Genomic DNA, 14,931 nt, shown 5'->3' with positions numbered 1-14,931 from the left:
GCCTTGGCCGGGCTCGGACGGGCCGCTTACCTGAGCGCCGCCACCGCCGCCGCAATCTGCGCACATCCTTTTTCGATCTCTTCGCTGGAGGTGGCAAACGAGATGCGCAGATAACCGGGCTGCCCATACGAGGTGCCGTCGATGGTGGCCACCCCGGCGGCTTCCAGGAAGTACATCATCACGTCCACGTCGGTGACCAGTTGTTGTCCCTGCGGGGTGGTTCTGCCCAGCAGTCTTTCCACGCTGGGGAAGACGTAGAAGGCGCCATCCGGCACCTGGCAGCGCAGGCCATCGATCTTGCCGAGCAAGCCGACGACGAGTTCGCAACGCTGGGCGAACAGCTGTGCGCCTTCGCGCACGCAATCCTGAGGTCCGGAAAGCGCAACCACCGCAGCTGCCTGGCTCACCCCGGAAGGGCAGGTGGTGCTCTGGGTGATGAGCAGCGTGATGAGCTTCATCAGATCACGCGGACCGGCGCCATAGCCGATGCGCCAGCCGGTCATGGCATAGGCCTTGGAGAGGCCGTTGATGATGAGCGTGCGTCCGGCAAGACCCGGCTCGACCTGCAAGGGCGACACGTGCTGCGCGCCACGGTAGAGGAAGTGTTCGTAGATCTCGTCGGTCATCACCCACACCTGCGGATGCCTGGCCAGCACGTCGCACAGCGCGCGCAGTTCCTGCCGGGTATAGACCGCACCACTGGGGTTGTTGGGCGTATTGAGGATCAGCCAGCGCGTACGCGGCGTGATGGCGCTCTCCAGCGCCTGCGCGGTCAGCTTGAATCCGGTCTGCTCGGTACAGCTGACGATCACGGGCGTGCCACCGTTGATGGCCACCATATCGGGATAAGACACCCAGTACGGTGTGGGAATGATGACTTCATCGCCGTCATTCAAGGTAGCCGCGAACGCATTGAAAATGATGTGCTTCGCACCGTTGCCCACGACGATCTGGTCAATGCCATAGTCCAGGCCATTCTCTCTTTTGAGCTTGGCGGCAATGGCCTGGCGCAAGGGGACAATGCCGGGGGCGGCGGTGTAGCGGGTCTGGCCGCTTCGCAGCGCTTGCACGCCAGCCTCGACGATATGCGCAGGCGTGGGGAAATCGGGTTCGCCGATGGTGAAGTCGACGATGGTGCGACCTTCGGCGCGAAGACCATCCACGCGCGCTTTCGCGGCCATGCTGGGAGATGGTTTTACGCTATCGAGACGGTGCGAGAATGGGTGTGCCATGAGAATTCCTTGTTGTAGATGCTGCGCTGATCAGAGACCGAAGGGAGTCAGCACTTTGGCCAGCCACTCCTGTTCGATCTTTCCATTCATGATTTCCGCCTTGATGCGCTCTTCGTGCGCCAGCGTCTTGCGAGCGGCGGCGATGAGGTTTTCCGCTTCGCTCTGCGGGAACGAGACGACACCATCTTCATCACCGACGATGACGTCGCCAGGGTGGACCACCTGGCCGCCGATGGTGACCGGCACGTTGATCTGCCCCGGACCATTCTTGTAGGGCCCGCGGTGACTGACGCCGCGCGCGTAGCAGGGGAAATCGGCTTCCTGGAAGGCGGCCGTATCGCGCACCGCTGCATCCAGCACGAAGCCGGCACAACCGCGCTGCTGTGCGTACATCATGATGAGCTCGCCCACCAGTGCATTGGTCACCTCAGCGCCGCCATCGACCACCAGCACGTGTCCTGGCTGCATGAGCATGAGCGCCTTGTAGATCATGAGGTTGTCGCCGGGACGGCTTTTGATGGTCACCGCCGTGCCCACCAGCTTCTTGCTGCGGTGAATGCGCTGCAAACCGACCAAGCCGCTCAGGCGTTGCAGGTTGTCGCTCAGGTGCGAAACCACGATGCCGCTCAGTTCGGCCGCCATGGCTGCCGGGATCGGTGCCGGCATCGGGTTGACGAGGAAGGGGGATGAGGATGTGCTCATGAGGTTCTCTTCAAAAGATAAAAAGAAGGTTGCAATACGCCCGCGCGGTTCGGGCGGACGGCATGGACGCGTTCAATCACGGATGGGGTCTGGCGTCCTGGTGAAATCGTTCAATGGCGAAGGGCTGCAGATCGACCGGCGGCACCCCGCCGCGGATAAGACTGGACATGCAATGTGCAGTGATGGCCGAAGTCGTCAGTCCGTTGTGCCCGTGCCCCAGCGCGTAGTAGAGGTTGGGAGCAGCACTCAGTGCACCCATGGCAGGGCGCCCATCGGGCAAGGTGGGCCTGACTCCCATCCAGGGCTCGGCATCCTGGCCCGAGAGCTGCGGGAGATAGTTGCGTGCCATCTCCAGCAGCATGAAGCTGCGCGCCATGTCGGGCGCCCTGCCCGGATAGGCGAACTCGGCAGTCCCGGCCAGGCGCAAGCCGTGTTCCATGCTGGTGGCCGCGAACATGGGTTCGCCGAAGACCAGCGGCCGGTTCAGCGCTACGCCTGCGGCCGGGAGCATGAGGTGATAGCCACGCTCGGCCGCCATCGGCACGTTCCACCCGAGATGCTGTTGCAGCAGCGTCTTGTCGTAGCCGGTCGCGATGACGGCCTTCCCGAAACGCAATTCTTCATCGGAGGCCAGCCGAAGCACCGCATGCCCATTCGCATCCAGCGCAATGGCTTTCACACGCTTGCGCAGGACATGGGCACCGCCCGCCACCAGGCGCCGGAAGTAATGCTCGCCCAGCGATTTCGGATTGAGGCAGCGGCCCGCATTGGGGAAGAACACCCCACCCGCCATCGGCGCCAGCGCGGGCTCCAGATCGGCCACCTCGCCGGCGCTGACCACGCGCGCAAGCAGGCCGTGGCTGTTCCAGAGCGGAACATTCCTGGCCTTCTCCTCCAGCGCGGCCCGGGTCTTGTACGCCACCAGGCCGCCCTGGCGATCCAGCAGGTGCGCCGCGCCAGCTTCCGTGACCAATGCCTCGAAGCTACGGTAGGCCACACGCAGCAAGGCGGCCATGGAGGTGGCGATGTCAGCCAGGCGCTCCTTGTTGTTGAATTTGAGTGCCGGCAAGGCCCAGCGAATGAGCTGTGGCACATAGGCCGGCTGGATCACCAGCGGACTGTCCTTTGCCAGCATCAGTTGCGGCAAGCGCTTGAGGATCTCCAGCGAAGCGGGCGGAAAGATATTGGCCTCGGAGAGATAGCCGGCATTGCCCGCCGAACATCCGCTCATGGGCTCGGCCTGGTCAAAGATCGTTACCTGGCAACCATCGAGCATCAGACGCAAGGCAATGGACAAGCCGACGATGCCGGCCCCGACCACGGCCACAGAATGTTCAGGGCGAGCGCTACCCGCCAGGCCAAGAGATTGGCTTGTCATTGGAAACTCGGAAAAAAATGGCGTAGCGGTCCGCCGGACCGACTACGCCCAGGAGGAAATCAGCTGACGGGAATCGGTGCGATCTTGAAGGAGCGCTCCATCTTGAACTCGGTGGTCTTGCCCAGCCACTTGTCGAAGATCTTTTGCGCGGAGCCATCCTTTTCCATCGCCATGAGGGCGTCGTTGACGGCCTTGGTCATGGCCGGTTCACCCTTGCGCAGTCCCAGGCCCCAGACTTCCTGGCCGACCGGCGGATTGAGCACCTCGATATTGGCGTTGGGACCGAGCTTGGCGATGAATTGACGCAGCAGCGTCTCGGACAGGGCAAAGCCTTCCACCTTGCCCTGGGTCAGGGCGATGAAGGCCGAGGGACCGTCTTCGAAGGTCAGGTATTGCGCAGTGGGCAGCACCTTCTGCAGGAACGCCTGGGTGCTGGAGCCCTTGATGGCGCTCAGGCGCTTGCCGGCCAGGTCATCACGCGTCTTGTAGCCGCTGCCGGAGCGCACCGCCATCTTGTGTTCGCTGACGAAATAGACGTCGCTGAACTGGATCTGCTCAGCCCGCGCCGCCGACCATCCCAGTACGGCCGAGAGGATGTCCACGCGCCCCTGCAGCAGCTCGGGAATGCGCGCTTGCAAGGACAGCGGCTTGAGCTCAATCTTCACGCCCAGCTTGGCCGCGACCTCCTTGCAGAAATCGACGTCATAGCCGACCAGCTCACGGGTGTTGACGTCGGTGAAGCCGAAGGGAGGAAGGTTGCTCATCACACCGCACACCATCGTGCCATGGGCTTTGACATCGGCGAGCTGGTCGGCCTGGGCGGTGCCTAATGCACCGGCTGCCAGCATCAGCCCGCAGGCGAACAGGCGAATCGTCTTCATCTTCATTTTGGCGTCCTCGGTTTGGATAGGAAATGGCAAAAACAAGCGAAAAAAAATGGCGAAACAACTTGTCCCAGGTGGCCGTCTTCGGGCTTGCAAATCTGTCTCGTTGGGAGGATTATGCGTCTCAGAAAAATTCAAATAAAGAGATATTTCTCGATGCTTTTTCGAGAATAATTTAGATATGTCTACCGGACCAACATGACTACTTTCAAGCAGCTTGAGGCCCTCATCAGCGTGATCGATTCCGGCTCGTTCGAGAACGCGGCCTCGACACTCCAGATTGCGCAGTCGGCGGTGTCAAAACATATCCGCGACCTGGAAGAACAGTTTGGCTATCCGCTCTTCGACCGCTCTCAACGAACTGCCCGCCTGACCGTGGAAGGCAATGAAATCCTGCACCGGGCAAGAGAACTGATTGCCCAGCGCGACCGGATCGGCCGGCATCTGCAAGACGCGGCGGTAGTCCCGAAAAGCATTCGCCTGGGGGTCACGGAGATCACCGCAGCAAGCTGGCTGCCGGCATGGATTGCCGGCATCAAGGCGGAATTTCCCGAGCTGAAGATCCTGCCTTTCCAGTCCCACTCGACGCTGCTCAAGGAAAGGCTGTTCGCGGGACAACTGGATATCATCGTCATTCCGGAGCTGACGAGTTCGGCCGGCCTGATCAAGACGCATCTGCAGGCGGTGGATTTTTCGTGGGTATGCCGCAGCGATCTTGGCATTGCGCCGCGCACGTCGCTGAGCAAGATCGCCCTGCCGCTGTGCCTGCTGCAGGATGACGAGTGGGACAGTGCCTATCAATACAAGAGCTGGATCGCGGAACTGGGCGGCAATCCGGCCAACATCATTTCGTCGGAATCGCTGCAGATACTGCTGAGCCTGGCGTTCTCCGGGCAAGGGATTACCTTCATCCACAAGCCCTTCGTCGAACAATGGCTGGCCAGCGGCAAGCTGATGGAATTGAAGATTCCCAACTCGGCCAAGAAGATGAAATATTCCGCCTTCTATCGCACCGAAGCCGCCAGTCCGTTTCACGAGCGCATTTCAAAAATCGGAAAGAGCGTCTGTTCATTCAGCACGCCTTTTTCCTCCTACTGAACAACCGGCCGGAGCGACAGGATGGTGACGATCAATCAGCTGGAAACCTTTTACTGGATGAACAAGCTGGGCTCCCTGCAGGCTGCGGCAGACAAGCTTCATCTTTCGCCTTCAGCGGTCAGCAAGCGCCTTCAGGAGCTGGAAAAGCAGTCCCGGACATCGCTGTTCTCCGTCAACCGCAAGGGCGTCACGCTGACGGTGCGAGGACAGGAAATCCTGAATCTGGCCGAAGAGCTGCTGGGCAAGCTGTCTGCCCTCAACAATTTGAAGTCCTCGCCGCTGGCGGCGACGCGGCTGGTAAGTATCGGCATGACCGAGATCGTGGTGCTGAGCTGGTTCCCCGATTTCGTCGCCAGGCTGGCCTCTGCCTATCCGCATGTCTCGCTGCATCCGGAAGTCGATCTGTCCGCGCCGATCCGCGACAAGATCCTCAGTGGACAACTCGACTTCGCCGTGCTCCCGGAAACCTACGTCGACCCGCGCATGACCTCGCTCTATATCGGCACGGTCAAGTTCGCGTGGCTGTGCAAGCCCGGTGCCCTGCCCAGGAATGAGGTGGTCCCGCTCGAGCAGCTGGCCGCCTTCCCCCTCATCGAGCAGGGACCGGGTTCGGGCATCACGACCCTGGCGCGGCGGCTCTTTGGCCAGGTCAACACCCAGCCACAGCGCATCTCGGGCACCACCAGCATGGTGGCGCTGGCGGCACTGATCGAATCGGGGCTGGGGATTTCCTGCATTCCGCGCTTCCTGTTTGCCGACGCCATCAAGGCAAAGAAGCTGCAGGAGGTCATCACCGTTCCCGAGGCGCCCAGCGTTGACTATTACGCGGTGTTCCTGGCCCAGCAGCACTCGGCCATCGGCTGGGCGCTGGCCGATATCGCCAAACTCGCCGCCAACTTCTCCAAACCGCGCAACCTCTGACCCCTGCAGCATCGGCAGGGGCTTGCGCTGTCCTCAGTGGGAGCGCAGGTCGGAAAGGAATTTCTTGGCGCGGTCCGTTTGCGGCCGGGCGAAGAATTCCTCCGGCGTTCCGGTCTCCACCAGGCGGCCGCCATCCATGAACCATACGCGGTCGGCGACCTCGCGTGCAAAATTCATTTCGTGCGTGACGCACATCATGGTCATGCCTTCCTTGGCCAGGCTCTTCATGACCTGCAGCACTTCGCCCACCATTTCCGGGTCGAGCGCGCTGGTCGGTTCATCGAACAGGATGGCCGGCGGGTCCATCGCCAGGGCACGTGCAATGGCCACGCGTTGCTGCTGGCCACCCGAGAGCTGGCCCGGATAGGAGGCCGCCTTGCTGCCCAGGCCGACCCGGTCCAGAAGCTGCTGCGCCTTCTCGCGCGCGGCAGCGCGATGGGTCTTGCGCACGTTCATCGGCGCCAGCATGATGTTCTCCGCCACCGACAGGTGCGGAAAGAGATTGAAGCTCTGGAACACGAAGCCGACATGGCTGCGGAACTTGTTGACGTCGAGCTTCTTGCCATGGATGTCCTGTCCGTCGAATTCGATGACGCCGCCCTGGATTTCTTCCAGCCGGTTCACCGTGCGGATCAGGGTGGACTTCCCCGAACCGGAGGGACCACAGACGACCACCACTTCGCCCTTGCCGACCTGCGCGTTGATATTGTCCAGGGCATGGTACTGGCCGTACCACTTGGTCACGTTGGAAAAGCGGATCATCGCCTTGCTGTCTTGTTGAGTAGTCATGTCAATTCATCCCATCGGTTTACTCGGCGACCTGTACAGGCAAGCCGATTGATTCCATCTTCCGTTGCTGTTGCGTTGCGCCCGAACGCTTCTTGGTGATGCGCCGTTCAACGTGCCGCGCATATTGGCTCAGCGAGGAGCACAGGATGAAATAGCTCAGCGCAAGAAGGGCGAATACCTGGAAGGGCTTGGTCAGCAAAGCGCTGTTGACCTCGTTGGCCGCGAAGGTCAGTTCATTGACGCTGATGACGTAACCCAGCGAGGTCTCCTTGATCGTCGAGACGAACTGGCTGATCAGCGCCGGCACCATGTTGTAGAGCGCCTGTGGAAGAATCACCTTCTGCATCGTCTGCCGGTAGCTCAGTCCGACGGCACGCGCCGCTTCAGTCTGGCCCTTGGGCAATCCTTCGATACCGGCCCGCACGATCTCGGCCAGGTAGGCGGCCTGGTAGATCACCAGGGTCACCAGCATCGTGGTGAAACCACTGACCGTCCTGCCGATGACCAGCGGAACGAGGAAGTACACCCAGAAAATGAACATGATCAGCGGAACACCGCGGACCACGTAGACGATGACCGTGGCCGGCGTCCTGATCAGCGCATACGGACTGAGCCTGGCCAGCGCGATGAGAACGCCCAGCGGGAAGGCCAGCGCCAGGCCGAGCACGGAGAGTACGATGGTCAGCGCCAGGCCGCCCACCGGGCCGTTGGGATAGGAACCTACGAGCAGGAGCATGCCGTACTCGCGCAGGATGTTGATGAGGTCGGTCATGATTAGCGGGCTTTCATGCGGTAATGCTTTTCCAGCTGGGACGCCGCGCCCATCAGGGTCAGCGACACCAGCAGATAGATGGCGGTGGCGACGATGTAGATTTCAAAGGAGCGGAAGGTGTCGCTTTCGATTTCTCGCGTCACATAGGTCAGCTCGGCCACGCCGATGGTCATGGCCAGGCTGGTGTTCTTGAACAGCAGCACCGTGTGGTTGACCAGGGGCGGTGTCGCAATACGGGCGGCCTGGGGAAGAATCACCAGGCGCATTGCCTGCAGGTAGGTCAATCCCAGTGCGCGCGAGGCTTCCAGTTGCGACTTGGGAATGGAACGGATACCGCCGCGCAGATCTTCGGACATGTACGCCGCCATGCACAGTCCTACCGCAATGAAGGCAAACAGAAACTCCGCGTTGTGCGCATTGCACCACTGCTGGACCGAGGCCGGCAGCAGCGCGGGCACACCGAAATACCACAGGAAGATCTGTACCAGCATGGGCACGTTCTGGTGGTATTCGACATAGGCGGCGACAAAGGCTTGCGCCGCTTTCACCTGCGTCATGCGCACCACCGACAGGACGATGCCGAGCGCCATGGCGAGCAGCCAGGACAACAGGGTCAGCTCGAACATCGTGACGAGACCCTTCAGTATCGCCGTCGAATACTGCGGCGTAAGAAGAACAGAAAAATCTAGCTTCAGGTTCATGATGGCATTCCGCTACATTGGATAAGTCAGACAACACTCAGGCATTCATCGGTGGCAAGCAGCGCGTACGCAGCCTGCAGCTGCAGGCAATACGCTTTCAATCAACGGGCGACGGAAAATGCTGCGGGGGCCGCGTTCTTGCGCCAGGCAATGCGAAGGAACTCCCCTCCGTGGGCATCCTGCGCGCCGGGGCGGCTCATGCATGAGGCTGTCTCCATGGCCTCTGACGAACGCGTGACCCGGATCCTGGCCATCCTCTGCGCACGCCGCCACGTCTTTATCGCTGGCAGGCTTCTCGCGGAGTCGCTTCCCGGTGCAAATGAAGGCGGGCCACGGCTTCGCTTTCATCATTTTCGAAAAAGTATAGAAGTTACTCTCTTTTAAAAAAAACGATATTTTTCTATAGTTTTATGTGAAGAAAAGAGATGATTAATTCCGCCTCTTCCGGCGCGATCCGCTCGGACAGACGGGCGAAAAAAAGCCTCCTGTCCAGGAGGCTCGCGGGATGGGGGCAGGGCGGTCGCTGCGCCCTCATCGTGGCTGCGGCGCGCTACCTCAGTGACAGGGCTCATTCATCCGCTGCCCCCAGATGCTGATACTCACTGCGGCGCCGCATGAAGCGGTGATAGGACATGCGAAGATGCAGCCGCATCACCTGCCGCGCCAACTCCCCGTCATGCGCCTCCATGGCCAGCAGCAGATCCTGGTGATGGTGCAGGCTCTGCTCCAGCTGCGATTTATCGTAGAGATGAAAAGAGCGCACGATGATGGGCATGTCGATGATGGTTTCCAGCATGGCGCGCAAGCGTGGCGAGCCGGAGTATTCCAGTATCGTGCGATGGAAGACACTGTTGGCCGCCTGAATCTTCTCGACCGAATTGGCCCCGCCGCTGCGGATGGCCTGCGCCATCTTGGCATTGCTCTCGCTGAGCAGGGACAGCATCGTCTCATCGCCGCGTTCTGCGGCCAGGCTGGCCGCGTACGGTTCCAGCAGCATGCGCAGCTGGAAGGTCTCTTCGATATCCCATTCGCTCCAGGCGGCCACGTGGATGCCCTGGCCCGCATCGGCAGTGGCCAGGCCATCCTCCACCAGACGGCGCAGGGCAGTTCGTACCGGCGTGCGGCTCAATCCCATTTCGCGGGCCAGCGGTTCTTCCTTGAGCTGCGTCCCCGGCTTGTATTGCCCACCCACCACGCGCTGCCGAAGCACCTCATAGACCTTGTCCTTTCCGCGCTCCACCGTTGTCACTCCTGATTCTGATTGTCGTTGGCGGATTCTATATGCGCCCTCGCAGAAGCGTCCAATGGACACGCAGTGATGTCGATCTTGTTTCCAAAATGTATTGAATGTGGTTTTTAACTCGGCATTAATTCGGCCGATTGCTTTATTTGTTCTTTTTTTGTATTCTGAATAAAAGCAAACATATGAGGAGACAACAATGCATATCGCCATCATCGGCATGGGCGAGGTCGGCCGCTGCTATGCCAAGGCCCTTTACGGCGCGGGCTACCGGCTCAGTCTTTGCGACGCCTTCCCCTCTGCGGCAGCCACCGGGCTGAGCACGCAATGGGGTCTTCCCCTGCATCAGGCAGCGGGAAATTGGCTTGAAAATGTACAGTGGGTGCTTTCCTGCGTCACTGGCGCACAGGCGCTGGCGGTGGTCGGAGAAACGGCGCCCTTTCTCACGGCTGGCACAGGCTTCGCCGACCTGACCACCGCCAATCCCGATACCAAGAAACGCGCCGCTGCCTCAGCCGCCGCATCGGGCGCCGATTACGTGGACGTCGCCATTATGGGCGCCATCTCCCTGAACTGGGAAAAAACCCCTCTGCTGGCCGCCGGCGCGCGCGCCGACAGCTTCAAGGACATGCTCAGCGCGGTCCATGGCCGCGTGCAGGTCATCGCCGGAGGAAGACCGGGCGATGCAATCTCGCTGAAGATCCTGCGCAGCATCTTCACCAAGGGAATGGAAGCGCTGGCGGTGGAATTGCTGATGAGCGCGGAAAAACAAGGTGTGCGCGAGGAGTTGTATCGCCAGCTCAAGGATATCGACGAGACCCCGCTGCGCGACTTCATCGACATGCTGGTGCGCACTCACGTGATTCACGCCCGGCGCCGCGCCCATGAGGTGCGTGATGCACGGCAGGAACTGGAGGCGCAGCAGCTTCCCTCGCTGGTTCTTCCGGGCGTCGAACAGCGCTTCCATACGACGGCCTCCCTGCTCGAAGAGCATGCGCTGGGCACCGACACCCCGGACGTCAACCAAGCCCTTTCCTGGCTGCTCGGCAACGCGGCAGCGGCCTGATTTCCTTCTTATCCCACCGACAGGACTCATCATGATCACCCAAGAACAAATCCTCCAGTTGCGCGACCTCGGCTCAGCAACCGTCTACGAGGCGCAGGGCGCCAGGGGCGCGCTGGACCACGGCATGAAACCGATCGATCCTGCTTCGCGCCTGGCCGGCCCGGCGCTGACCGTGGACGTGCGCCCCGGCGACAACCTGGTGCTGCACTATGCGGTGCTGCAAGCCAAACCCGGCGACGTGCTGGTGGTCGATGCCAAGGCCTTCATGGAAGCCGGCCCCTGGGGCGACGTGCTGACGGTGCTGGCCATGAAGCGCGGGATTGCCGGCCTGGTCGTCAATGGCTGCGTGCGTGACGCCAACACCATCATCGACCTGGGTTTCCCGGTGTTCTGCCGCGGGCTGTCCATCAAGGGAACCGGAAAGCATCAGCCGGGCAAGGTCAATGTGCCGGTCGTCATCGGCGACGTGTTCATCCATCCGGGCGACATCATCGTCGGCGACCGCGATGGCCTGGCCGTCGTCGCCAAAGACGAGGTGGCAGCGACCATCGCCAGCAGCCTCGCACGGGAAGAGAAGGAACAGAAGATGCGCGCAGCCATTGAAGACGGCGCATCGACGGTTGAGCTGATGAACCTGGGCGGGATCCTCAAGCAATACGGACTGGTGTAAGCCAGCTGCTGCAAGCCGGCGCAAGACCGGCAGCCCAACACTGCGGTGCGGGATGCGACCCGCACCGCCGACGACAACACAGCGGATTGACACCGCTGAAGGAGACATCAATGGAAGCGGTAGCCGTTCAACGCGCCAACAAGAAAACCCATTTCCGATGGGTCATCGGCGCACTCATCTTCATCGTCTACACGGTAGCGGCGGCAGACCGCGCCAATCTCGGGGTGGCACTGCCTTTCCTGCGCAAGGAATTCGTGATGTCCAATACCGAGGCCGGAGCGTTGGCCAGCATCTTCCTGTTCGCCTACAGCCTGGCGCAATTGCCCTCCGGACTGGCGTACACGCGCTTTGGCATTCCGCGCGTGTTTTCCCTGGCCATGCTGGCCACTTCGCTCTTTACCGGGCTGATCGGTACGGCGTCCTCCCTGCTGGCCCTGAAGATCTATCGTTTCGGCCTGGGCCTGGCCGAAGGTCCGCTGCCCATCGGCATCACCTCCACCATCAACAACTGGTTCCCGGCCCGCGAAAAGGGCACGATGACCGGCATCTTCCTGGCGGCGGCCAAGTTCGGGCCGGTGCTTGTTCCGCCTGTGTGTGCGGTCATCATCCATTACTGGGGCTGGCGCCATATCTTCTATTTCTTCGCCCTGCCCGGCGTGATCCTGTCGGCGGTGTGGTTCGTGGTGGTGAAGAACCGTCCCTCGGAAAGCCGCCATGTCTCCGCCGAGGAGCTGGAGCACATCAACGACAGCCAACCCGCCAGCCCGGGCCAGGCGGCCGGCCACAGCGGCGCGCGTGATTTCGCCCTGCTGGACCGTCTCATCCGCAGGAGCAAGGTGGCAACCGTCGAATCCACCCGGGATATCTTCCGCTCCTGGAACATCATGGGCGCGGCGCTGGGATACTTCTTCATGACGGCCATCGTGAACGTCCTGCTGGCCTGGATTCCAACGTATCTCATCAGCGTGAAAGGCTATTCGATCACCAACATGGGCATGGTCGCGGCGGCCCCCTGGGTGGGTGCGGTGATGGGCAATCTTCTCGGCGGGATGATGACGGACCGCTGGCTGGACAAGCGCAGAAAGCCGGCGATGCTGATATCAGCCTTCTTCACCACGATCATGATGGTGGTGCTCATCAACTCGCCGGCCGACCCGCTGCTGTATGGTGCGCTGCTGCTCTTGACGGGTGTGCTGCTCAACATCGGCTATTCCACCTACATGGTCTATCCGATGGGCATGACCTCGAAGAAGGTGTATCCGATGGCCAGCGCGATGGTCAATACGCTGGGGCAGCTCGGTGGCGCATGTGCACCGCTGGTGGCGGGACTGCTGCTGGACAGCTACAGCTGGAGCTATGTGTGGCTGTTCCTGGCGGCCTGCTCCGTCCTGTGCTTCGTCACGCTGCTGACCATTCGCGAACCTGCACAGGGCTGAGGCCACAGCGTGGCCAGCCGAGATCAACCCTCAACGGCCACGCTCCAGACCTCAGTCCAGGCCCTTCTTGCCCGCCGCCCAATACGCCTTCGTCCGGATGCTGCGCTTGCCGATACCGGCCCAATGCAGGCTGCGCTTGACGGACTGGATCGCCGCCGCCCGTCCGGCCAGGATGAACGATGTCTGCGGCGAGGCCAGGCGCAGCATCGCATCGCTAATCGACGCCAGATGGCCATCGTCCGGCCGGCGTTCGACGAGAACCGCACCGGCAACGGCAAGAGTGCGCAAGACCTTCTCCGCCTGCGCCACGTCGCCGACTTCAAGCACCACGGCGGCCTGCCCGGAAGGATCTGCGCGAACCAGCGCTGCAGCCAGGCCCAGGCAGGTTTCATCGCCGAACAGCAGTGCAGGCGCCCCCTGGCTCAGATCGAGCGAGCCGCGCGGCCCCATGAACTGTACCTGGGTACCGGATCGGGCGCTGTCAAAAAATGCACAGGTGGACGTATCACCATGCAGATAGGCGATAAATTCCGCACAGCCGCTCGCCTTGTCCCAGGACACAGGCGTGTAGGTGCGGTTATCGAAACCTCGAGAAAGGCTGATCTGGATCTTGTCGCCGGGGGTCCAGTCCTGGTTCTTGAGGGCCTCGCCCTGCAAGGTGACGCGAACGTAATGCCCGCCCGGTTTTTCCACCGAGACGATCGTGGCCTGCTTCAGCAGCATCTTCTTCAGCAGCCGCGTGAAGGTACCGTCGGCGGGAAGGTGCTCATTGAGCTCTTGCTGGTTCAGCATGCTGTTCATGATCTTTCCTTTCGTGATGGGGATGACCGCAGGACGGTTCAGCATGGCGATTTATTGTGTGGCCCCGGCTGGAACTGCCCCACAATCAACACCGACTGAACCAGCCCAGCCAAGGAGGCCCGTGCCGCAGGCGCGACGCAACTGGTGGTCAACAGCGGACCGCGCTATCGCGCCAGCTGGGGTTTCTACGATCATCTCTTCGATGCCAGCCATGGCGCGATGACGGACTACTACGGACCGGGGCGGCATGCCCGGGTATGGAGCAAGCTGCTCTAGGCGCGCCGATGGCGGCCCGAGGACACAGGCCAGCTGCACGGATTCACCCGTGAAGCACCGCCTGGCACATTTCCTGCTAAACGAGAACTGTTGCAACGGCGCCGCGCCGCCTCATCCGGACATCGCCGCACTGCAACAAATCCTTTACCATGCGCTCCTGCGGCGGCTGCCGACGATTGAAGGCAGCTGCACACCGATGGCTGTGCCGGCTTACCCGCGGGCCCGGCCATTGACGTGACGCGTTCGTTATCCACGATTGATGATTGGTATTGCCATGACGACTTCCACTGCGGATTCCTCGCCCTCCACCCCCATTGTCCCTGCACCGCCCGTGCGCCATAGCTGGATCGACAACCTGCAAGGCCAGCTCTTCGGCGTGGTGATGATTTCCTTTGGCATGTCCATGCTGCACAGCCTGGGGCTGATCATCGGCCAGATCGCCGGCGTGGCCTTCCTGGTGACCTATGTCACGGGCATGAGCTTCGGCATGGCCTTCACCCTCATCAACCTGCCCTTCTACCTGCTGGCCGCCCTGCGCATGGGCGCGGCCTTCACCTGGCGCACCCTGGCCGCCGTCACGGCAGTCTCTTTGCTGACCAACATCGCCGGCAACTACATCAGCTACAGCCACCTCGATCCCGCCGTGGGCGCGGTACTGGCCGGGCTGTGCGTGGGCATTGGCCTGATCGGCCTGTTCCGCCACCAGGCCAGCTGCGGCGGCATGAGCATCCTCGCCACCTACGTGCAAGAACGTACCGGCTTCAAGGCTGGCTGGCTGCTGATGGGATTTGACCTGGCGCTGTTCGCCACGGCAGCCTTCTTCCTGCCGGCAGAGCGGGTCCTGTATTCGCTGGTGGGCGCCGTCACCATGAATCTGTTCGTGGCATGGAACCACCGCTACGAGTGGTACATCGCGCGATAAACACGCGCTCGATGCGCCTCGCGCAAGCAATGCACGCCCAGAC

17 protein-coding genes are annotated in these 14,931 nt (G+C 61.6%); 8 read left to right on the top strand and 9 right to left on the bottom strand.

Translation table 11 applies throughout. The annotated features are described in order from the left end of the window. Positions 1–26: 26 nt before the first annotated feature. From ACVC5H_RS02530 to ACVC5H_RS02515, 4 genes are all read right to left on the bottom strand, one after another. Positions 27–1,232, bottom strand: coding sequence for a pyridoxal phosphate-dependent aminotransferase (locus ACVC5H_RS02530; RefSeq protein WP_489620853.1), 1,206 nt, complete (start codon positions 1,230–1,232; stop codon positions 27–29). A gap of 30 nt (positions 1,233–1,262) precedes the next feature. Then, complete coding sequence (locus ACVC5H_RS02525; protein ID WP_489620852.1) at positions 1,263–1,934, bottom strand: RraA family protein; 672 nt, start codon at positions 1,932–1,934, stop codon at positions 1,263–1,265. 76 nt (positions 1,935–2,010) lie between these two features. Continuing rightward, positions 2,011–3,312, bottom strand: a complete 1,302-nt coding sequence (locus ACVC5H_RS02520; protein WP_489620851.1) for an NAD(P)/FAD-dependent oxidoreductase — start codon at positions 3,310–3,312, stop codon at positions 2,011–2,013. Between the two features lie 59 nt (positions 3,313–3,371). Then, positions 3,372–4,199 (bottom strand): ABC transporter substrate-binding protein, encoded by an 828-nt coding sequence (locus ACVC5H_RS02515; RefSeq protein WP_489620850.1) that lies wholly within the window; start codon positions 4,197–4,199, stop codon positions 3,372–3,374. A gap of 195 nt (positions 4,200–4,394) precedes the next feature. Here ACVC5H_RS02515 and ACVC5H_RS02510 point away from each other — a divergent pair, with 195 nt between their 5' ends. Further along, on the top strand, positions 4,395–5,294 hold the full coding sequence (locus tag ACVC5H_RS02510; protein ID WP_489620849.1) for a LysR family transcriptional regulator: 900 nt from the start codon (positions 4,395–4,397) through the stop codon (positions 5,292–5,294). A 21-nt stretch (positions 5,295–5,315) separates the two neighbouring features. Next, a complete protein-coding gene (locus tag ACVC5H_RS02505; RefSeq protein ID WP_489620848.1) occupies positions 5,316–6,215 on the top strand; it encodes a LysR family transcriptional regulator in 900 nt (299 codons plus the stop codon). Between the two features lie 33 nt (positions 6,216–6,248). On the opposite strand, the gene ACVC5H_RS02500 is transcribed toward ACVC5H_RS02505, so the two are convergent. The 4 genes from ACVC5H_RS02500 to ACVC5H_RS02485 form a co-directional block, all read right to left on the bottom strand. After that, on the bottom strand, positions 6,249–6,977 hold the full coding sequence (locus tag ACVC5H_RS02500) for an amino acid ABC transporter ATP-binding protein (RefSeq protein ID WP_489622641.1): 729 nt from the start codon (positions 6,975–6,977) through the stop codon (positions 6,249–6,251). A gap of 46 nt (positions 6,978–7,023) precedes the next feature. Continuing rightward, complete coding sequence (locus ACVC5H_RS02495) at positions 7,024–7,776, bottom strand: amino acid ABC transporter permease (protein ID WP_489620847.1); 753 nt, start codon at positions 7,774–7,776, stop codon at positions 7,024–7,026. A gap of 2 nt (positions 7,777–7,778) precedes the next feature. Beyond that, complete coding sequence (locus ACVC5H_RS02490; RefSeq protein WP_489620846.1) at positions 7,779–8,477, bottom strand: amino acid ABC transporter permease; 699 nt, start codon at positions 8,475–8,477, stop codon at positions 7,779–7,781. A 568-nt stretch (positions 8,478–9,045) separates the two neighbouring features. Next, a complete protein-coding gene (locus ACVC5H_RS02485; RefSeq protein WP_489620845.1) occupies positions 9,046–9,717 on the bottom strand; it encodes a GntR family transcriptional regulator in 672 nt (223 codons plus the stop codon). Positions 9,718–9,916: 199 nt separating this feature from the next. Between ACVC5H_RS02485 and ACVC5H_RS02480 the strand changes: the two genes are divergently transcribed. From ACVC5H_RS02480 to ACVC5H_RS02470, 3 genes are all read left to right on the top strand, one after another. Next, on the top strand, positions 9,917–10,783 hold the full coding sequence (locus tag ACVC5H_RS02480) for an NAD(P)-binding domain-containing protein (RefSeq protein WP_489620844.1): 867 nt from the start codon (positions 9,917–9,919) through the stop codon (positions 10,781–10,783). Between the two features lie 31 nt (positions 10,784–10,814). Continuing rightward, positions 10,815–11,453 carry a 4-carboxy-4-hydroxy-2-oxoadipate aldolase/oxaloacetate decarboxylase gene (locus tag ACVC5H_RS02475; RefSeq protein ID WP_489620843.1) on the top strand — a complete coding sequence of 213 codons (639 nt, stop codon included), beginning with the start codon at positions 10,815–10,817 and terminating at the stop codon, positions 11,451–11,453. Between the two features lie 110 nt (positions 11,454–11,563). Further along, the gene (locus tag ACVC5H_RS02470; RefSeq protein ID WP_489620842.1) at positions 11,564–12,889 is read left to right on the top strand and encodes an MFS transporter; all 1,326 of its coding nucleotides are present in this window, start codon (positions 11,564–11,566) and stop codon (positions 12,887–12,889) included. 51 nt (positions 12,890–12,940) lie between these two features. On the opposite strand, the gene ACVC5H_RS02465 is transcribed toward ACVC5H_RS02470, so the two are convergent. Further along, on the bottom strand, positions 12,941–13,690 hold the full coding sequence (locus ACVC5H_RS02465; RefSeq protein WP_489620841.1) for a siderophore-interacting protein: 750 nt from the start codon (positions 13,688–13,690) through the stop codon (positions 12,941–12,943). 144 nt (positions 13,691–13,834) lie between these two features. Between ACVC5H_RS02465 and ACVC5H_RS02460 the strand changes: the two genes are divergently transcribed. The 3 genes from ACVC5H_RS02460 to ACVC5H_RS02450 are packed head-to-tail and all read left to right on the top strand — an operon-like array spanning position 13,835 to position 14,888. Next, positions 13,835–13,966, top strand: a complete 132-nt coding sequence (locus ACVC5H_RS02460; protein ID WP_489620840.1) for a hypothetical protein — start codon at positions 13,835–13,837, stop codon at positions 13,964–13,966. A gap of 49 nt (positions 13,967–14,015) precedes the next feature. Next, positions 14,016–14,204, top strand: a complete 189-nt coding sequence (locus tag ACVC5H_RS02455; protein ID WP_489620839.1) for a hypothetical protein — start codon at positions 14,016–14,018, stop codon at positions 14,202–14,204. Between the two features lie 36 nt (positions 14,205–14,240). Further along, on the top strand, positions 14,241–14,888 hold the full coding sequence (locus ACVC5H_RS02450; RefSeq protein ID WP_489620838.1) for a YitT family protein: 648 nt from the start codon (positions 14,241–14,243) through the stop codon (positions 14,886–14,888). Positions 14,889–14,931 lie beyond the last annotated feature (43 nt).

It is taken from the genome of Herbaspirillum sp. Her3 (genome assembly GCF_057961275.1).
Note: the sequence above shows the minus strand (reverse complement) of the source record. Positions and strands in the feature narration are given on the sequence as shown.